Origin of the sequence: Hyalangium sp., from assembly GCF_035629615.1 — a bacterium.
In the GTDB taxonomy this organism is placed as follows: domain Bacteria; phylum Myxococcota; class Myxococcia; order Myxococcales; family Myxococcaceae; genus Hyalangium.
On sequence record NZ_DASPHO010000384.1, the window covers coordinates 1 to 17,932 of the forward strand.

At 67.5% G+C, this 17,932-nt stretch carries 18 protein-coding genes and 1 tRNA gene; 11 read left to right on the forward strand and 8 right to left on the reverse strand.

All coding sequences use genetic code 11. The annotated features are described in order from the left end of the window. The 3 genes from VD972_RS19515 to VD972_RS19525 form a co-directional block, all read right to left on the reverse strand. Positions 1 to 580: hypothetical protein (locus VD972_RS19515; RefSeq protein WP_324989167.1), on the reverse strand; the 580-nt coding region annotated here is incomplete at its 3' end. Next, positions 577 to 2,025 (reverse strand): hypothetical protein, encoded by a 1,449-nt coding sequence (locus VD972_RS19520; protein WP_324989169.1) that lies wholly within the window; start codon positions 2,023 to 2,025, stop codon positions 577 to 579. The genes VD972_RS19515 and VD972_RS19520, both read right to left, overlap by 4 nt. Positions 2,026 to 2,030: 5 nt before the next feature. After that, positions 2,031 to 3,971 carry a hypothetical protein gene (locus VD972_RS19525; protein WP_324989170.1) on the reverse strand — a complete coding sequence of 647 codons (1,941 nt, stop codon included), beginning with the start codon at positions 3,969 to 3,971 and terminating at the stop codon, positions 2,031 to 2,033. Between the two features lie 182 nt (positions 3,972 to 4,153). Here VD972_RS19525 and VD972_RS19530 point away from each other — a divergent pair, with 182 nt between their 5' ends. Genes VD972_RS19530 through VD972_RS19540 form a run of 3 tightly spaced genes read left to right on the forward strand, consistent with a single transcriptional unit; the run spans position 4,154 to position 6,164 of the window. Continuing rightward, positions 4,154 to 4,357 (forward strand): DNA gyrase inhibitor YacG, encoded by a 204-nt coding sequence (locus tag VD972_RS19530; protein WP_324989172.1) that lies wholly within the window; start codon positions 4,154 to 4,156, stop codon positions 4,355 to 4,357. After that, positions 4,354 to 5,085 (forward strand): tyrosine-protein phosphatase, encoded by a 732-nt coding sequence (locus VD972_RS19535; RefSeq protein ID WP_324989174.1) that lies wholly within the window; start codon positions 4,354 to 4,356, stop codon positions 5,083 to 5,085. Before VD972_RS19530 ends, VD972_RS19535 begins: the two co-directional genes overlap by 4 nt. A 17-nt stretch (positions 5,086 to 5,102) precedes the next feature. Continuing rightward, on the forward strand, positions 5,103 to 6,164 hold the full coding sequence (locus VD972_RS19540) for a lysylphosphatidylglycerol synthase transmembrane domain-containing protein (protein WP_324989176.1): 1,062 nt from the start codon (positions 5,103 to 5,105) through the stop codon (positions 6,162 to 6,164). Between the two features lie 27 nt (positions 6,165 to 6,191). Here VD972_RS19540 and VD972_RS19545 read toward each other — a convergent pair whose 3' ends face one another. From VD972_RS19545 to VD972_RS19555, 3 genes are all read right to left on the reverse strand, one after another. Further along, positions 6,192 to 6,362, reverse strand: a complete 171-nt coding sequence (locus tag VD972_RS19545; RefSeq protein ID WP_324989178.1) for a hypothetical protein — start codon at positions 6,360 to 6,362, stop codon at positions 6,192 to 6,194. Next, positions 6,359 to 6,598, reverse strand: a complete 240-nt coding sequence (locus VD972_RS19550) for a ribbon-helix-helix domain-containing protein (protein ID WP_324989180.1) — start codon at positions 6,596 to 6,598, stop codon at positions 6,359 to 6,361. The genes VD972_RS19545 and VD972_RS19550 overlap by 4 nt, the downstream gene beginning before the upstream one ends. 77 nt (positions 6,599 to 6,675) lie before the next feature. Next, the gene (locus VD972_RS19555) at positions 6,676 to 7,620 is read right to left on the reverse strand and encodes an SDR family NAD(P)-dependent oxidoreductase (protein WP_324989181.1); all 945 of its coding nucleotides are present in this window, start codon (positions 7,618 to 7,620) and stop codon (positions 6,676 to 6,678) included. Between the two features lie 630 nt (positions 7,621 to 8,250). On the opposite strand from VD972_RS19555, the gene VD972_RS19560 reads away from it, so the two are divergent. Next, positions 8,251 to 9,435 carry an SRPBCC family protein gene (locus VD972_RS19560; protein ID WP_324989183.1) on the forward strand — a complete coding sequence of 395 codons (1,185 nt, stop codon included), beginning with the start codon at positions 8,251 to 8,253 and terminating at the stop codon, positions 9,433 to 9,435. A gap of 102 nt (positions 9,436 to 9,537) precedes the next feature. Continuing rightward, positions 9,538 to 10,011 carry an FBP domain-containing protein gene (locus VD972_RS19565; protein ID WP_324989185.1) on the forward strand — a complete coding sequence of 158 codons (474 nt, stop codon included), beginning with the start codon at positions 9,538 to 9,540 and terminating at the stop codon, positions 10,009 to 10,011. Between the two features lie 59 nt (positions 10,012 to 10,070). Here the strand turns inward: VD972_RS19565 and VD972_RS19570 are convergent. Beyond that, positions 10,071 to 10,144, reverse strand: a tRNA-Ile gene (locus tag VD972_RS19570). 206 nt (positions 10,145 to 10,350) lie between these two features. On the opposite strand from VD972_RS19570, the gene VD972_RS19575 reads away from it, so the two are divergent. The 6 genes from VD972_RS19575 (at position 10,351) to VD972_RS19600 (ending at position 16,284) form a co-directional block, all read left to right on the forward strand. Next, entirely contained in the window at positions 10,351 to 11,703 is a 1,353-nt protein-coding gene (locus VD972_RS19575) for an AHH domain-containing protein (protein WP_324989187.1), read from the forward strand. Between the two features lie 18 nt (positions 11,704 to 11,721). Beyond that, complete coding sequence (locus VD972_RS19580) at positions 11,722 to 12,972, forward strand: imm11 family protein (protein WP_324989189.1); 1,251 nt, start codon at positions 11,722 to 11,724, stop codon at positions 12,970 to 12,972. 18 nt (positions 12,973 to 12,990) lie between these two features. After that, positions 12,991 to 13,347 (forward strand): hypothetical protein, encoded by a 357-nt coding sequence (locus VD972_RS19585; protein ID WP_324989192.1) that lies wholly within the window; start codon positions 12,991 to 12,993, stop codon positions 13,345 to 13,347. Between the two features lie 12 nt (positions 13,348 to 13,359). Further along, positions 13,360 to 13,791, forward strand: a complete 432-nt coding sequence (locus VD972_RS19590; protein WP_324989193.1) for a hypothetical protein — start codon at positions 13,360 to 13,362, stop codon at positions 13,789 to 13,791. Between the two features lie 7 nt (positions 13,792 to 13,798). Next, entirely contained in the window at positions 13,799 to 14,866 is a 1,068-nt protein-coding gene (locus VD972_RS19595; RefSeq protein ID WP_324989195.1) for a hypothetical protein, read from the forward strand. A gap of 413 nt (positions 14,867 to 15,279) precedes the next feature. Then, positions 15,280 to 16,284 (forward strand): alpha/beta hydrolase, encoded by a 1,005-nt coding sequence (locus VD972_RS19600; RefSeq protein ID WP_324989197.1) that lies wholly within the window; start codon positions 15,280 to 15,282, stop codon positions 16,282 to 16,284. Between the two features lie 25 nt (positions 16,285 to 16,309). Here the strand turns inward: VD972_RS19600 and VD972_RS19605 are convergent, their stop codons facing one another. After that, positions 16,310 to 17,884 carry an AMP-binding protein gene (locus tag VD972_RS19605; protein ID WP_324989198.1) on the reverse strand — a complete coding sequence of 525 codons (1,575 nt, stop codon included), beginning with the start codon at positions 17,882 to 17,884 and terminating at the stop codon, positions 16,310 to 16,312. Positions 17,885 to 17,932 lie beyond the last annotated feature (48 nt).

Sequence of the window (17,932 nt, forward strand, 5' to 3'; positions counted from 1 at the left end):
CCTCGCCCTTCTGCATGAGGATCTCGACCGAGGCCTCGCCATGGGACGGCACGACCACCAGCTCCTCCTGCGGCCGGACCCCCGCACCCGCGAGCTTCAGCGAGACCGGACCCGGCCCTGCCTCCGGCACCACGAAGACTCCCACGGAGTCGCTCTTGGCGACCACCCGGTCGCCAATCAGCACCTCTACGTCCGGGAGAGGGACCTGGGTGCCATCGCGGCCCTCCTCGCGGAGGACCCGGCCCTTCACGGTTCCCGGGCCCGGGATGCGCTCGAGTGGCAGGAAGACGCTGGTCTGTCCGCCTGCGGGGAGCAGCACCTTCCGCTCCACGTCCTGGTAGCCCTCCGCCGAGGCGCGGATGGCCACCCAACCGGAGGCGAGCCCGTCCACGCGGAACGCTCCTCCCGCGTCAGCCGCGGCGTCCTTCCCAGCGGCCTGAACGCGCGGGCTCTTCAGCGGCAGCGAAGGCTGGGGCCGCAGCGTGATCCACACTGTCCCGGGCGCGTTTGCCGAGGGAGTTTCGGCCAGGGCCGCGGTGCTCAGGAGCACGAGCACCCATGTCGCCGCGCACCGTCTCATGGCTGCCGGTCCCCTCCGAACACGAGCTGGTACCCCGCCGCCACGGACACTCCCGCCAGGTTGCCTTGCACCTGATCACGCCCCGGTGCGTAGCCCCACTGAAGCTGACCGTACAGGCGGCCGGGGCCCATTTCCCACCCGAACCCTCCTCCGACCGCGAAGGCGGGTCCCCTCGAGCGGATGTCCTGCTCGAGCGAGGATTCCCCGCTCCGCAGGCTCACCGTCCCGCTCATCCCCAAGAAGCCCAGGCTCATGTCCGCGAAGAGCATGCCCCGCGTCAGGATCGGCCGGCTCCAGCGCGCGCCCGCCCTGAGGCTCAGGCCGCTGAGGGTGAACGTCTTGGTCAGCGGAGGCAGCCCTTCGACGGGGCTCATCTCGTTGACCTCTCCGTTCTTCCTGAGGTCGAGCTGCACCAACGCCTCCAACGGGAGCTGGGCCAGCCGCAGTGAGGCCTCCGCCCGGATCCCGAGTCCGTTCGAGGCAGCGGCATTGCTCTGGAGGAACATGAGCACACCCACCGAGGGCTGCCATGGGATCCAGGGCAAGGATGGAGGCAGCGGCTCCGTGGCGGCGACGGGAGGCCGCCCATCGGTCGCGCCGGGCTCACCAGGGGAGGTGGGGGGCGCTGGGAGTGGATCGATCGGCAGCGTGAAGGATCGATCGGTCTCGTCCGTGGGGGCGGCGGAGATCTTCACCGGGGACCCGCTTGGAGCCGGGGCCGTATAGGGGATCTCGAAGGTGCCGCTCTCCTTCGCCTCGATGGGGCCGAGCGTGCCTCGGTCCACGCTGACGGAGAGGGGAGGGATGGCGACGGCGGGGTTGCCGCTCTCGTCCACGACGAACCCCTGCAGCCGGGCGGGCTTGTCCTGGACGGGCGCCTCCAGCGGCACGAGCCGGATGCGGACGAAGCGGGGCGCGGGGAGAGGAACCGTCTGCGTGCGAGTCCGGCCCGAGCGCTCGACGGTGGTCACCTGGGCGCTGGAGATCCCAGGCGGAACCTTCACCGGCACGGCGGCCTCACCGCTGGCCGCGACGGTGACGGGCCCGAAGGAAGCGGCGCCGATAGAGACCCGCACGCGCGAGCGGGGAGGGGCCTGGACGCGCAGGAGGTGGGCGCCGTGGATGGGCAGGGCGAGCCACGCCCTGGAGCTGAAGGCCCCGCTCTTTGCCGTGGCATGGAACAAGGCCACCTGCGCCCCCTCCTGCTTGGGCGGCCGGTAGGTGGCGCTGAACGTGCCGTCCTGGGTGAGGAGCGGCTCCGTGACAGCCCCGACGTTGACGGTCAGCGAGACCTGGGCGTCGGGCAGGGGACGGCCGGACTCATCGAGCGCGCTGAGCTCGATCTGCGCGCTGTCCTCGGAGGTGACGAAGGCCTTGTCGGAATGCAGCGCGGCTGTCTGGCCCGTGAGGGTCAGGACCAGGAGAGTGAGGGTCGCTGCGGCCATGGTGCCTAGCGGTCGATCCTTTCGCGCCGCCGCAGTCTATGCGAACGCTCCCAGGGGCGCGATGCCGCCAGGAGGAGGGCCAGCCAGGGCAAGAGCTGGCCTGGCAGGCTGCTCGCGTGGCAGCCACACCCCACGTCCACGCCGACGCCTCCCAGCTCGAACTCGAAGGCCTTCTCCGGGGTGAGTGGGGCGCCCTCCGGGGTCGTGTACCAGGCCCTGACGCGCGCCTTGTCATCGAGCGCCATGGTGGCCCGACCCTCGAACTTCACCACCAGCGGCTTGTCCGTGCCCAACGCCGGCAGCGCGGTCCCCTCCTCCGAAGGCGCGAGGCGCACGCCTTCGATGTCCACCTCGCTCAGGATCAGGCCCTCGGTCGACAGCCGCAGCACTCCGGCGTCGATGGGCCTCGGGCCCTTGTTCTCGAGCTTCACCTCGAACTTTACCCGTCCGCCCGGCTCCGCCATCGCGCCCTCCTGCCGGGGGCGGATCGAGAGCTCCACGAAGGGCTCGCTGCACTCAGGCAGCACGAGTCGCTCGAACCGCACGCTGGGGGACCGCTCGATCGCGGTGCCGTCGAGGGTCGGCCAGATGGCCAGCGTGGCCGTGCGGTCCTCTGGGCATTTCTTCAACGCGACGGGGGCCGTCCACCGGCCGCTGTTCTCCTTGACGGCCGCGCCGACGAACAGCGGCGGAGTGGCGCTGAAGGCCAGTGTCTTGTCCGCGGGGAAGATGATCGGGTTGCCGCAGGTGTCGCGCGCATCGAACTGGAGCGTGAGCTGTTCATTGAAGGTGTTCAGGAGGGGGATGCCGTCGGAGTTCTCTTGGAACCAGAGGCCGGAGCGCTCCGGGCTCAGCATGGGCCGCCAGGAGACGGTGACAGGGCCCTCGGCCGTCGCGTCGGAGACCGTGAACGTGACGTCCTCTGCCCGGGTGTTCGTCCAGATCATGTTCGCGGTACTGAAGAAGGTACCGACGACGCAGTTTCCCTCGAAGGCCGCCAGCTCGAAGGAGTGGCTGACGAGGGTCGCCGTGCGATCCGGCGTCCTGCAGAAGCGCACCGTGGCGGTCGCCGACGCGGGATCCCCCGAAGAGTCCAGCACGGCCAGATCGAACCTCACCGGCTCGCAGGCCGGCACGGGGTTCGGGCGGGACGCGTACACCGACACCTTGGGGGGGAGGGTGGGGCCTGTCACGGTGATGACTTGGCTTTCCGCCACCAGATCAGGGTTGTTCACATCTTCGAGCGTCAGCTGATAGGTGCCCGCAGCCGGGAAGGTGAGGGAGTAGGTCTTCCTGCCTTGATCCACAGGAGGATTGAAGTCGTCCTCCCGGGGCAGTCCCGGGACGGGGAGGGTGGACGAGAGGCGTACCCGGCCGGAGTAGGCCTGAGCGGGCTGGCCACGGTCATCCAAGGCCGTCACCGCGAACGTAATGGGGTTGCCCGTGGATGCGCTCGAAGGGACACCGGAGAACACGAAGTTGTTCGTGAAGGAGGGGACGATCGAGATCGGCCTGGACATGCTGTCGATCAGGCCGAAGGGCCCATCGTTGACCTCCAGCGTCACTCGACCGAGCGCATGGCCTTCGAACCACACCTGCTGGCGCGTGGCGCCGATGGGGATGATCACCGAGGCGGTGGGGGTCTCGCATGTCTCCGAGTCGTAGAAGCTGCCCAGAGGCGGGCTCTTGGTCACGGTGACGACGAGCTCTATCCCCAGGTTGATCGGGACGCCGAGGGGGTTCTGGGTCTCCACGATGATCGGCACGCAGGTGTGCACCAGGATCTCCGGAGGAGGTTCCACGAACACCAGGCGCTCCGGTCTCGTGGGCTGCGCGAGCACCAGCCCGTGGGCGAGGGGGAGTGGCGAAGGCGTGGCCGCCACCAGCAGCGGGGCGAGCAGCAGGAGGCAGCGCGTGCGGAGCCGGGGGCTCTGTGCTGGGGTCATCTGTTCCTCCGGGATCCGCCGTTCGGCCCTGCGGCGGCTCAGCCTGGGAACCCATCTTATGGAAATGTTCACAAATGTTGCAATATTGTGGTGTGGGTGTGAGCGCTGGAGGCCTTGCTCGCTGCTGGCCCGCGAGCGCCTCAGGGCTTATGGAGTTCGTTGGAAAGTCCTTGGAGAGGACCATGCCGCAGCCCACCTGTCCCATCTGCGAGAAGTCCGTGGCTCCGCGCGCGGAGAACGCGTCCTATCCCTTCTGCTCCCGGCGCTGTCGAGCGGTGGATCTGGGCCGCTGGTTGGGGGAGGAGTACCGCGTGCCCGAGCGGCAGGTGGATGAGCGAGAGGATGAGCTGCCCCCCGACCACCCCGATCGGGGGAGCGACGCGTGAGCGGGCTGGTCGACCTGCACTGCCACCTGCTGCCAGGCGTGGATGATGGGGCGAAGAGCCTGGAGGACAGCCTGGAGATGGCACGGGCCCTGGTCGATCTGGGCTTCTCCACCGTGGCCCCCAGCCCCCATGCGCGCCCCGAGTACGCGCCACGGGAGACCGTGGAGCTCCGGCTCGCCGAGGTTCGCGCCGCCCTGGAGCGCGAGGCCATCCCTCTGACGCTCGGGCGCAACGCGGAGAATGTGCTGGATGACGCCTTCCTGCGGAGCCTGGGCACGCCGGCGGCGCGGATGCTGGGCGAGGGGCAGTACGTGCTGGTGGAGCTGCCCTACACGACGCCCGTGCCGGCCTTGCTGGACGTCCTCTTCCGGATCCGGACGAAGGGCGTGGCTCCCGTCATCGCCCACCCGGAGCGCTGCCTGGAGTTCGAGCGCAAGGGCCGCGCGGCGGAGGCCGTGAGAACCGGCGCCCTGCTTCAGCTGGACGTGGGGGCGCTCACCGGGCGCTATGGGGGGACGCCGAAGAAGCTGGCGCGGGCGTTCCTGGAGGAGGGGCTCTACACCCTGGGCGCCACGGACCTGCACGCGCCTGTCGGAGCCAGGGACTGGGTGGGGAAGGCGCTGGTGGAGCTGCGCGCCAGGGCAGGGGAGCAGGCGTTCGAACGCCTCATGCGAGCCAACCCTGCACGTCTCCTGGCAGGGGAAGCCCTGGAGTCCGAGGGGGACTGACGCTATATCCGCCAGCCGTGAAGCGTGCTCTCAAGCTTGGGGCCAGCGTGCTGGTCACCCTCATATTCACCTGGTGGGCGTTCCGGGAGACCGACTGGCAGGCCCAGTGGAACAGCCTGCGCTCGGCGAACTACCTCTACGTCCTGCCGTACTTCGGCATCCTCATCCTCATCCACCTCTGCCGCACGGTGCGCTGGGGGTGTCTGCTGTCGGGCATGGAGCGAGTGCCCTTCCGGAAGCTCAACCAGGCCTCCGGCATCGGCTTCATGATGTTGCTGGTGCTGCCGTTCCGGCTGGGAGAGTTCGCGCGCCCCTTCCTCATCGCCCAGCGCACCTCCATCCGGCGCAGCGCGGCGATGACGTCCGTGGTGCTCGAGCGCATCACGGACGGACTCGTTGTCGCGACGCTGCTGCGCACGCTGCTCTTCTTCATCCCCGAGGAGACGGAGCAGGTGCGCTACGTGAAGCTGGGCTCCACGCTGATGTTCGCCGTGTTCGGTGGCGGGCTGGCCTTCCTGCTCTTCGCGCGCTGGCAGCACGACCGCGCGGTGCACCTGGTGCGCGTCACGGTGGGGCGGTTGATGCCCAGGCTGGCCGACAAGATGGCGGACATCGTGGACAGCTTCGTGGGCGCGATGCGCCAGCTCCCGAGCCCCGGGCAGCTGGCCCTCTTCTTCCTCCTCACGCTGGGGTACTGGGGGCTGAACGGCGCGGGCATGGCCCTGGTGGCGCGGGCCTTCGGCTGCATCGGAGGAGAGGATCCCTCGTGCCAGCCCATGAGCCTGAGCCTGTTCCAGGGCTACGTGGTGATGACGGTGCTGGTGGTGGGGCTGATGATCCCGGCGGCGCCCGGGATGATGGGCACCTTCCAGGCGGCGACGAAGGTGGGCCTGGGCCTCTTCCTGCCCGCCTCGGTGGTGAACGCCAGCGGGATGGCCTACGCCAACGTGGTGTGGCTGTGCCAGACGGTGCAGCAGGTGGGCTTTGGCCTGCTGCTGCTGTCGCTCGGGCACCTGTCCTTCCGGGACATCGCCAACAAGCTGGGCAAGGAGGGCGAGGCCTCCGCGCCCATGGCGTGAGCAGGCCTGGCCCTTGCGTGGCGGGGACTACAGCTCTTCGTTGAGCCAGCGGACGATGGCCCGCGTGATGGAAGAGGGCGGCTCTTCCGGAGGGAGGGGCTGCGCGGGGAGCGCGCCCGGCAGATCGCGCATCAGACCCAGGGGCAGCAACTCACGGATGTGACGGGTGTCCGTGGCGGTGGCGGTGGCGGTCGTCACGGCGTGCCCCCATTGCGGCCGTACTTGGCGAGCAGATCCTCCACGGCCTCGCGGAGGTACTCGCTCTGCGCGATGCGGGTCCGCCGGGAGAGCTCGCGGAGCTTCTGCACCTGCTCCTCGGCGACGAGGACGTGGGTGGAGACGACGTCGGCCTCGGGGCCAGAGCGGCGTTCACCGGAATCGACCGGAGCCGACACGGTGTCGGCGCTCAGCGGGCTGATGTTGCCATCCTGCATCAGGGACCTCCTGGCGGGGGCTGCTACAGGCCGCTACTGGCCTGTGGGCGGCATTAGGAGGTCGCCTGGGCGTTCCGTCAAAAAAAGAGCCCTCGCCCCTGAGCCAGCCACCTCCAGCCCAGCAGGACCGGGACGGCGAGGAGGCCGAGGAGCAGCCCCTTGCGGACGTACGTCGCATCGCGCCAGCGGCCGCTCGCGACGACGGGAGGGACGGGCGCGAGGAGGTTGCCAGGCGCGGGGCTGGGGCGCGCAGGGGAGAGAGGTGCTCGGACGGGCAGCGTGAGGGGGCGGAGGAACTGCCGCCTGCGGCGGGTGCTGCCGACGTAGACCTCGCGCTTGGGGCGGACGGCGCTGCGAACGATGGCTCGGGCCACCCGATCGGCGGGGTAGAGGGGCTCGAGGGGTGGGAGGGCGCGGTCGGTGGCGTGGGCCGCCTGTGAGAGAACGGGGGGCTCGATGGAGGCGGGGAGGATGGTGACGACGCGGATGTTCGAGTCCCGGCTTTCCTGGCGCAGACACTCGGAGAGGCCGCGGATGGCGTACTTCGAGGTGACGTAGGCGCTCAGATAGGGTGCGCCCATGGTGCCGAAGACGGAGGAGACGTTGATGAGGACACCGCCGCCCTGCTGGTGGAAGTAGGGGAGGGCGGCGCGAGCGCCGTGGACGTAGCCGAAGAGGTTCGTCTCGATGACCTGGCGGAAGGCCTCTGGGGGCGACTCCTCGAAGAGGGAGAAGAGCGACACGGCCGCGTTGTTCACCCAGACGTCGATCCGCCTGAAGGCCCCGGCGGCGAGCTGGGCCAGGTCCTTCATGGCGGCTTCATCCGTGACATCGGCGGGAAGGACGAGGGGCCGCGAGCCCAGGCGCTCACACGCGGAGGCCAGCTCCCGCAGCTCGGACTCGGTCCGTGCGTTGAGGACCACGGTGGCGCCCTTGCTCGCGAACCGCAGCGCCGTGGCTCGGCCGATGCCGCTGGAGGCTCCCGTGATGACGACGACCGAGTCGCGCAGTCTTCTGGCCATGCCCCGTCCTTTCGCGGCCCCACCGAGGTTCCCCCAAGATGGGGGCTCCTCCTGGGACGACGAGGAGGCTCAGAGCAAGGGCCCCCCTTGCGCTCTGGCAAGCAAGCGAGCACTCGGGGCGGGTCTGGGCAACCTGTCAGACAAGTAGACAGGTTTGGCGAGCGCCCGCCGGCTGGGGAGTCCTCGCACGGGCGATGATCCCGGGCTTGGAGGGAGGCTGGCCGGGAACCGGCGGATCCTTCACCCCAGGGACGGGCTTGCCGGGCTCAGGAGAGGGGGGCGGAGGGTCCTTCTCCGGTGGCTGCCGCGAGGGTGGATCTCGCTCGGGGGGAGGTGCAGGCGGCGGCTCGCGTTGAGGAACCTGGGGATCAGGCTCTTTGACAGGGGGCTGGGTCTGCGGTGGAAGTGGCTCAGGCATCGGCACCTCATCTGGGCGGGCGAGGGGACGTGCGAGAGGCCCGTGCCTCGCCCTGGGTTCGAGCCCACAAGGTGTTCATCCTGGCAGACAGGTGCAGCCCCCCTCTCTTCGCCCGGACTCCCAAGCGGGCGTCGAAGGAGTTCCTCGCTCGGCTGCTGCTCGGGGGCTGTGTCGCCTTCACGTTGAGGAGGCGGACTCAAGGAGGCCAGGCGATGACCAGAGCGGGGTGGGTACTCGGTGGCGTGGGGTTCGGGGCCGGGGTGATGTACTGGGCAGATCCGCGCAGCGGCAGGTCACGCCGTGCCCATGCTCGGGAGAAGGCCCGGCATGGGATCTTCGGCGCCGCGGATGCGCTCGAGGTGGTGGCGCGAGACATGGAGCACCGCGCGAGAGGGCTCGTCTTCAAGCTCCGGGGCCGGCTGTATGAGGAGGAGGTGGAGGACGTGACGCTGGAGGCGCGCGTGCGCTCCGCGCTGGGGCGGGTGTGCTCGCATCCCGGGGCCATCCACGTGCTCTGCCGGCAGGGACGGGTGGAGCTGAATGGCCCCATCCTGGCCGGGGAGCTGAAGCGGGTGCTTGCGCAGGTCCGGCGCGTGCGGGGGGTGAGGGAGCTCAACGACGGCCTGGAGAGCTACCCGGAGGCGGGGAGTCATCCCTATCTCCAGGGCGGGGTGGGGCGTCCTGGGAGCCGGCCGGAGCTATTGCAGCGCAACTGGTCCCCGACGGCGCGCTTCCTGGCGGGGCTCGGGAGCCTGGGGGTGATGGGGTATGGCCTCTCGCGCCGAGGAGTGTTGGGGTCAGTGCTCGGGGGAATGGGGCTGCTGTTGGGGCTGCGGAGCCTGACGAACCTGGAGCTGAGGCAGCTGATGGGGGTGGGGGGCACGGCGCTGACGTTCCACAAGGACATCACGGTGCACGCGCCGGTGAATGAGGTGTTCGCGTTCTGGCAGGCGATGCACAACTTCCCACGCTTCATGCGGCACGTGGAGGAGGTGCGGATGACCAAGGAGGGCCGCTCGAGCTGGAAGGTGCGCGGGCCGGCGGGGATCGTCTTCGAGTGGGACGCGGTCATCACGCGGATCGAGCCGGGCAAGGTGCTGGCGTGGAAGAGCGTGGAAGGGGCGATGGTGGAGAACGCGGGCATCATCCACTTCGAGGACGTGGGAGGGGGGCGGACGCGGCTGGACATCCGGCTGTCGTACAACCCGCCGGCGGGGGCGATCGGACATGCGTTCGCGAAGCTGCTGGGCGCCGATCCGAAGAAGCAGATGGACGATGATCTGCTGCGCTTCAAGTCGCTGATGGAGCTGGGCAAGGCGACGGGTCACGAGACAGTGACGCGAGATGAGCTCGTCCCGGGGCGGGGGGTGGAGTCCTGGGTGTATGGAGACAGGTAGGTGGACGGAGCAGGGATGAGCGGTGGCCCGGCTGCCGACTCGGTTCGGGTGGATTCGGGCTGGGCTGCCTGTTAGGCACAGGTGTTCTCCTAAGGAGCAGCCGTGTTCCGACTCGAAACTGACCGGACACTCATCGAGGCCTTCCGCCCGCGCGATCGCCGGGTCATCGAGATGCCCTCGGGCGTGACCTTCCCCTTCTTCGTGCGCGACTACCTGGCGTGGACGGAGACCTCCGGGGCGCGCGTGTATCTGGTCTTCTCCGCGCCCGGCAGCCGCAAGCCCATCGGCATCATCTTCCGCCGGAGCTCCCAGGACGCCAGTGTGCGCACCGCACAGATGTGTGATTGGTGCCACAGCTATGGCTCGTCCAGCGAGGTGGGGCTGCTGACGACCGACGTGAACAGCAAGCGCCGCGTGGGGGTGCTCCTCTGCGTCGACCTGCGCTGCAAGGAGAAGCTGGAGGATGCGGCGGACCGCACCGGGCGCCACCCGATCGAGTCCCTCAAGCAGCTCCAGGAGCGCATGTTCCGCTTCGCGCACGAGGCGCTCGGCTTCGAGACCCAGCCCGCGGCGTAGGCGCACGGACCCGCAAAAAAAAGAAGCCCCGCCCTCAGAAGAACTGAGGACGGGGCTTGTGGCCAGGGTCGGACTCGAACCGACTACCTGCGGATTATGAGACCGCCGCTCTAACCAGATGAGCTACCTGGCCGTTGATGGGAGCCCCCTATACCGAGCCCGGAGCGTCGCTGCAAGGGGGTCGATACTGCTCAACCTCTGCCTGTGCTTTTCTACTCCCTGGCAGGCTGCTGGAGGATGCCTGGAAGCGTTGTGGGATGCGGATGGGACCTGGAGCGTCATCGTCACTGGGGTGACGGTCCCGTAGGCTCGAACCCTCCCCGATCAGGAGGGCGTCTCATGGTTCCTCATCGTCTGGTCGTTGCGGTCTTGTTCTTGGCCCTGTCCACCACGTGCACCACGACGCGCGTGGTACGCCTCGACACGGGGCAGGGCCAGTCCATCATCCACGTTCCCCGCACGGACGATGCCACGCCGGTGGAACTGGGGGAGGAGGAGTTCACGCGGGCCATCGCGAAGGAGGTCCGGCGGGTGAGGCCCTCATTCAACCCTGAGAAAGCCGCGAGGGAGCTGTTCGAAGTCCCCCCACGCAGTGGCTGGTACCGGTACACCCAGCGCGAAGGTGTCGTTCCGCTGGACGCGCCGCCCCCGGCTTCGCAGTGGGCCGAGGTGGCTGCGCGAGTGACGCAGGAGTACTTGCAGTTCTGCGAGGCCCTCGGGAAGCCTGGGGATTGCCGGAAGGCGCTGATGAACAGCCCCGTCCTTACTGGAGATGGCCGCTACGCCCTGGCCATGTCCTTCGCCATCGAAGAGATCGTTCCGGAGATGATGCAGTCCTTCAAGGACATGGCCGACCCGGAGGCGATCAAGGCCTCGCTCTACTGGACGATGGCGATCTACGCGGCGATGTGGCTGGCGCCTGAGCCGGTGTTCTCGAAGGGACTGGCGACAGTCGTCACGGCCACCGTCGTCTGCTACATCGGAGTGGACACGTTCTGGACGCTCATCCAGGGCTTCAGGAGGATGGTGGAGGACCTGGATCACGCGACCTCGTTCGCGGCGATCCGCGAGGCAGGGAGGAAGTACGGCAAGGTGATGGGGAAGAATGCGGCGAGGGCATTTGCCCTGCTGCTCACCGCAGCCATTGGCCAGACGGCTGCCAGCTTCTCGGCCAAGGTGCCCACGCTGCCCGGCTCGGCTCAAGCAGCAGCGGCAGGCGCGGCGCGGGTGGGAATCCGACTGACTGAAGTGGCGCAGGTGGAAGCCGTGACTGTGACCGCTGATGCGGTCACCATCGCCCTGGCTCCCAATGCGGTCGCCGCGACGGCTCAGAGCGTGAGCGGCGTGGTTTCCAGGCCGGTGGATGCAGAGGGGCCCGAGCATCACATCGCCACGGACAAGTGGACCGAGGCCACCCACAACGGTGGCCCATGGACACCGAAGTTCCAGAAGATCTTCGACCGGGCGGGAATGTCGCTGAATGATCCGGCGAACATTGTTCGTATCAGGGGCCACAAGGGACCTCACCCGCAGGAGTACCACGAGGAGGTCTTCAAGCGGCTGAACGAAGCAGTAGAAGACTGTAGCAGCATCAAGCAGTGCCGGGAGTCGCTCACCAAGGCCCTCAGAGGCCTTGCCGATGAGATTGCTACCGAAGGCACCAAGCTCAACAAGCTGATCACCCGGAGTTGACGCGGTCTGGAACCCACCATGGCTCTGCGGTACTTCGAACTGCGCGATGACGTTAACGTCCCTGGAAGCTGGGAGCTGAACGACCCGACTGACCAGAGCGGCCGAGAAGTGGACAACCCGTGGATGTTCAGAAAGGGCGAGCCAGTCCAACTCGAGGAGCGCCTGAAGGTCCCTCTTACCCGTCCAGGCAGACCGCTGGACTTCTCCATGGCCGGCGTTGGCGTCACTCCAGTCATCCACGCGAAGGTGGCAGCCATCCTCACCCAGCTCGCCCCCGCTGACGTGCAGCTCCTTTCCGTGGACGTCGCCTCGCAGTCCGAGCCGTACTTCATCGCCAACGTCACCCGAGTCGTCAGGTGTATCGACGACGAAGCCTCTGAAGAAGTACGGTATTGGAAGCCGGAGGACGGGCGGCCGGAGAAAGTCGGCAAGTACCGGGCGGTCTCCGGCATGCGTATCGACCCGACGAAGGTGGGCGACGCCAACGTGTTTCGCACCTGGGGATGGACCATCGCCCTCATTGTCTCCGAGGACATCAAAGAAGCCCTCGAGCGCGCGGGGATCACGGGCGTGAAGTTCAAGGAGGTCACCGGCCCAAGCGCTATCAGCCCTGAGGAGCGCGAATGGAACCGGAGGCTCCTCGAGCTGCGAGAGCAGACGGACACCGCCCGCGAAGCCTTCTGGAGCACCTTGGGGAAGCTGGACGAGGAGGTCATCATCCCCATCGTCGTCGGCGGGTCGTGGCCTGCCCGGCGGCAAGTCTGGCGCGTCATCCACCGGCCGGGTGGGCGCACCCTGGTTGTGACGGACGGACTCTCAGACTTCTTCGTGGACCGCGCGGAGCCGTCTGTAGGCTTTGGTCTGGAACTCGCTCTAGAGACAGACGAGTCCCTGAATGGCGTCGAGAAGAGCTGGCCCCTGTTGCTCCTAGAGCGGGTGGGTAACGAGGTCGCGGAGCACGAGCGGGTGCGCGAGAAGGTGAAGACGGGCTTGATGTCCATGGAGGTCTCCGGCAAGGGCATGCCCCAGCCGCTCGTCACCCAGGAGGGCAGGGTGGGTGTGCTGCTGGGCATGGAGCCGAGCGCGCTCCCCCGGTCTTTCACCATGCCGTCGGGGGAGGTGCGGCTCGTAACCGTCAAGGCGCTGCTGCCGACGGAACTGGCCTACCTCTTGGAGCACGGCAAGAAGGGCCGGGAAGAACTGCTGCGGCGATTCGACCACGAGGGCCAAGGACACCTGTCCCGCGTAGGGCGAAGCCCGGTGGTGTAATACCGCGCCGTGTACGGCATGCGCATCGACCCCTCGAAGGTGGGGGACGCCAAGGTGTTTCGCACCTGGGGGTGGACGGCGGCACTCATCGTCTCCGAGGAGATCAAGGAGGCTCTGGAGCGCATCGGGACCACGGGGACAAAGTTCAAGGACGTGTACCTCGTCGCAGTGTCTTTCTGCGGCCCTCTTCGGGGCGAGGCAAAGAAGCAGCCCGCCCATCACGTCCTGTCGTTGGGTCATGCGGCCCGCTGCGCGCAGGCAGGGTTCTATTCCGTCGATGCACGAGACCCGTGGGGGGCTACTCGTACTGCCCTCGTCGAGCCGTTCGAAGCCCCCAGCGAAGCTCCTGTTGACAGGCTACTACAAGCGTACTAGTACGCTATTACTATGAAAGTGCTGATCAATGGCAAGAGGTACAGTATTCCGAGTACGCACGCGTTTGCCCTCGCGATCGAATCGTTGGCGAAGGACTACACGTTGAACAAAGCCTCCCGCGCGAAGGGGGGCGGCGACGAGCCACCGGAGCGCAATGACGTGAAGCAGCTCTGGCGTGACATCAGCTCCAAGCACAAGGCGCTGCTACGAGCGGTTGCCAAACGCCCAGGTGGCGCCTCGCAGGCGGACTTGGAGACGGATCTAGGGCTCCAATGGCAGGAACTCCGGGGCGTCCACAACGGTCTGGCGCGCATCTGCGAACGTCTCGGTGTCGAGAAGCCAGTGCGCACGACTGGATACAACGCAACGAACCGCACGTACTTGATGGATCCCGACATTGCCCACACCGTGCGGAATCTCGTGAAGCGCGACAGCAAGAGCTGAGTGTGGGGTGTCCAAGGTGCGTGACGACTTTCCTCCGAAGGTGGTAGAGCGGCTGGCCAAGAGAGCCCGCTACCTCTGCTCGGCTCCGCATTGTGGCGTGCCCTGCGTTGGTCCGAGCGATGAGTCCTCCAGCGCGTATTCGAACATTGGGCGAGCGGCGCATATCACGGCAGCCGCGCTGAAAGGTCCACGGTATGACGCGAACTTGACCCCGGAGGAGCGCGCTTCGATAGAGAACGCTATCTGGCTTTGTGCCACAGATGCCGCCCTCATCGACACGGACACCAAGACGTACACAGTCGAGCTTCTCAAGAACTGGAAGCTGGAGCACGAGCAGCGCGTTGCCGAAGGAATCGGGCGGCCATCTGGTCTCGTTGAGGCGCGTGAAGCGGCATACCTGGACTGGGTGCGCCGGGTCTGCAACGTGCTCGTGGTGACCAAAACGCGGGAGATGAAGGAGGCCGCAGGTAAGCACCATCCGATCGGGCGGCTCCTCGCACCGAGCGAACGCACATGGGCAGCAAGGGCAGTACAGGAAGGGCACCTGGAGTGGATGCCCGGTTCAGGGGGGGTGGTGCTACCGGGAGACAGCTTTACCTTCCAGCCAGCGCATCCAGACGAGCCGATTTCCTTCGTCGTCTTGGACCCTGGGAGTTTTGGCGACGAACTTGACTTCAACAAGTTTCGGTTCGTCCCGCACTTTGACTTCATGGGGGTGCCAGGCCACACCGCGTTTGAGTGGGGCCCACCGCGCGGGCGGTCGTACTTCTTCCGGTTCGGATGGCCGACGAATGGCCCACAGCCTCTTTCCTTCGGCGTCGGTCCCGCGCGTGGTACAGGTCCTCTCGGGTTCATGCACGACAAGGTGGAAGGCGAGGCCACCGTCAACACTGAGACGTTCAGGTACTTCGGAGCCTCAAACCCCCTGACTGCAACTACGTCCGTTTACATCGTCTTTCCGAAGAACGAGGTGCCGCAGAAGTTCATCATCGGGATGGCACCGGCACCTGTTGGACCACCGCCAAGATGGAAGCTGATGACATTGCGTCAACAGGGGAAGAGCGGCGTGAGGTAGCGCCCATTTCCTGATCGGGCCCCTGCCACGTCAGGCCCTGCGCCATTTTCTGGCCCTATCGGGGCAGTTGTTCTGTACGGATTCTGTACGGACCGGGCCGGTGGCGGACGAACGCCAGTGAAGAGCACCGGTCAGAGAGAATAGGGGGTTACGGCCAAGGGTTCAGAAGGTGAGGGGCAGGGCCGGGATTATGAGACCGCCGCTCTAACCATATGAGCTACCTGGCCGTTGATGGGAGCCCCCTATACCGAGCCCGGAGCGTCGCTGCAAGGGGGTCAACGTCCCTCAACGCCCCCCAGGGCCAGTCTCATCCCGCGAAGAGCCTGGCCGGCTGGGCGATCTCCTCGTCGCTGTCGTGGGTGGGCAGGTATCATGAAGCCTGGCGAGCCCTTGCCACGAGCACGGAGGAATCGGTGAAGAGTGCAATCCCGAGCAGCACGAGCGGAGCGGCCCCGGAAGAGGCTGCTGTCCAGCCCGATGTCGACCCGCAGACTCGAGAGATGCTCAAGCGCGTCGCGGCTGATCCGTTCCTGGATCCCGTGAACATGTCCCCGGCGCAGATGCGCAAGGCGTTCGACGCCTTCTATGCGAAGGTCGACATCGCCCCCGTCGAGGTGGCGGTGACCAACACCGCCTTCAAGGGCCCTGCCGGAGACGTCCCCGTTCGCATCTACCACCCCGGTCCTCAGGGGGCCGCCGCGTTGCCCGTGGTCCTGTTCTACAAGGGCGGCGGACTCGTCATGGGCAGCCTCGACTCGTACGACGCGATCTGCCGGCGCCTCGCGCGCGCCTCAGGCGCCATTGTCGTCTCGGTCGCCTACAGGCAGCCGCCAGAGCACCGCTCTCCTGCCGCGACCGATGACTGCTACGCCGCACTGGTATGGGCCCGCGAGCATGCTGGCAGCTTCGGCGGAGACCCGAAACGGCTCGCGGTCGCTGGGGATTCCGGTGGGGGCATGTTGGCGGCCGTGGTGACCCACATGGCGCGCGACCAGGGTGGCCCCCCCATCGCGTTCCAGCTGTTGATCTATCCCGCGGTCGGCACGCGCGGCGGGAGCCGCTCGATGTCGCTCTTCGCCAGGGGGTACTGGTTCGAGCCGGAGGCGCTGGACTGGCTGTACTCGCTGTACGCCGCCAACGCGGCGGACGTCCAGAGTCCGCGAGTCTCCCCCATTCTCCGGGAGGATCTCTCGGGGCTTCCCCCCGCCTATGTCGTCTCCGCCAACTTCGACATCATTCGCGACGATGTGGAGCACTACGCCCGCTTGCTCAGGGAAGCCGGCGTGCCCGTCGAGCTGCGCCGGTACGAGACCACGATCCATGGCTTCTTCAACATGGGCGGAGTCATCGACTTCGTCGGCCCGGCGATCGATGAGTGCGGAGCGAAGCTCGCCGCCGCGGTGACGCGCCCCGGCTAATAGCCAGCTCCCAGCCTCTCCGCGCTTACGCGGGCCCCGCCGTGGCCCGCTCGCGCGCGACCAGGAGGCGGCGCAGGATCTTTCCGGAAGGCGTCTTCGGAATCTGCTCGATGAAGGCGAGCTTGTGGATCCGCTTGTAGGGCGCCACGCGAGCGGCAACAAACTCGAGCAGCTCCTCCGCCGTCACCTGCGCTCGGGTCACGACGAGGGCCTTCGGAACCTCACCCGCCTCCTCGTCCCGGCTGGGGATGACCGCCGCGTCGGCCACCGCGGGGTGAGTCAGCAGGACCGCTTCCAGCTCCGCCGGCGCCACCTGCCAGGCCTTGTACTTGATGAGCTCCTTGAGCCGGTCCACCACATAGAGAGAGCCCTCCTCGTCCACGTAGCCGATGTCGCCCGTGTGCAGCCATCCACCGGCATCGAGCGCCGCCGAGGTCGCCTCCGGCTGATGGAGGTAGCCACGCATCACCTGGGGGCCACGGAACCAGATCTCGCCGTGCTGATTTGGGCCAAGGTCAGCCCCCGTCTCCAGATCGATGACCCGGCACTCGGTGTTGGGGGCAAGCAGCCCCGCCGCGCCGTGCTTGATCCGCTCACGGGCGCCGAGCGGGTTCGCGGAGAGCAGGCCTCCGACCTCCGTCATGCCGAAGCCCTGCCCGACAATGCAGCCCAGGCGCGCGGCGCAGGCCTGCTCGATCTCGGCGCTGAGCGGCGCGGCCCCACCGAGGATCTGCCGCAGCGCGGACAGATCGTACTGGCTGACCAGGGGGCTCTTGGCCAGGGCCAGCATGATCGGTGGGACCAGCACCGCCGTCGTGACCCGGTACTTCTGCAGCGCTTGCAGGAAGGGCTCCATCTCGAAGCGCGGCAGCACAATGAGGGTGGTGCCCTGAGACAACCCCAGCAGGAGGACGACGGCGAGCCCGGCGATGTGGAAGAAGGGCAGCGCGGCGATCAGGACGTCATCCTCCCGCAGGGGCAGCAGTTCCGCGGACTGGCGGAGGTTGGCGACCATGTTGTAGTGCGTCAGCATCACGCCCTTGGGGAGGCCGGAGGTGCCACTGGAGTAGGGCAGCACCACCAGGTCCGTGCGGGGATCGATCTCCACGCGAGGCGGAGGCCCATCGTGGGCGAGCAGCGCCTCAAACGAGAGCGCCGTGTCAGAGTCTCCCAGCACGAAGACCTGCTGCACGCCCGTCTGGGCAGTTGCCTCCTGGACCTTTCCCAGCAGCGCCGGCACGGTGACCACATACCGGGCCCCCGAGTCCTTGAGCTGGGTGGCCATCTCGCTGGCGAGGGACAGTGGGTTGACGGGGGTGATGACGCCGCCCAGCATCGCCGCGGCGTGGAAGACGACCGCGTACTCCAGCAGGTTGGGACTGCAGAGCGCGAGGACGTTGCCCTTCTGGAAGCCCCGCGCCGCCAGCCCGGCGGCCGCACGCTGGACTGCTCTGGCCAGCTCTGCGTACGTCATCACCCGGCCTGTCGAGGCGTCAATGAGGGCGGGTTTGTCGCCCAGCCCGGCGGCCCGGCCGAGCACGAACTCCGGGAGTGGAACCTCGGGAATGGTGACGTCGGGATGGGAGCTGCGTCGGCTCATGGATCCTCGCAAGGGTGGGGGAGTGGCATCATGTGGCCCAGAAGTCTA

Bases quoted from the DNA above. Each gene is read 5' to 3' on its own strand.
- VD972_RS19520 (WP_324989169.1), bottom strand. From the start codon at position 2,025: ATGGCCGCAGCGACCCTCACTCTCCTGGTCCTGACCCTCACGGGCCAG.
- VD972_RS19525 (WP_324989170.1), bottom strand. From the start codon at position 3,971: ATGACCCCAGCACAGAGCCCCCGGCTCCGCACGCGCTGCCTCCTGCTG.
- VD972_RS19530 (WP_324989172.1), top strand. From the start codon at position 4,154: ATGCCGCAGCCCACCTGTCCCATCTGCGAGAAGTCCGTGGCTCCGCGC.
- VD972_RS19550 (WP_324989180.1), bottom strand. From the start codon at position 6,598: ATGCAGGATGGCAACATCAGCCCGCTGAGCGCCGACACCGTGTCGGCT.
- VD972_RS19555 (WP_324989181.1), bottom strand. From the start codon at position 7,620: ATGGCCAGAAGACTGCGCGACTCGGTCGTCGTCATCACGGGAGCCTCC.
- VD972_RS19560 (WP_324989183.1), top strand. From the start codon at position 8,251: ATGACCAGAGCGGGGTGGGTACTCGGTGGCGTGGGGTTCGGGGCCGGG.
- VD972_RS19575 (WP_324989187.1), top strand. From the start codon at position 10,351: ATGGTTCCTCATCGTCTGGTCGTTGCGGTCTTGTTCTTGGCCCTGTCC.
- VD972_RS19580 (WP_324989189.1), top strand. From the start codon at position 11,722: ATGGCTCTGCGGTACTTCGAACTGCGCGATGACGTTAACGTCCCTGGA.
- VD972_RS19585 (WP_324989192.1), top strand. From the start codon at position 12,991: ATGCGCATCGACCCCTCGAAGGTGGGGGACGCCAAGGTGTTTCGCACC.
- VD972_RS19590 (WP_324989193.1), top strand. From the start codon at position 13,360: ATGAAAGTGCTGATCAATGGCAAGAGGTACAGTATTCCGAGTACGCAC.
- VD972_RS19605 (WP_324989198.1), bottom strand. From the start codon at position 17,884: ATGAGCCGACGCAGCTCCCATCCCGACGTCACCATTCCCGAGGTTCCA.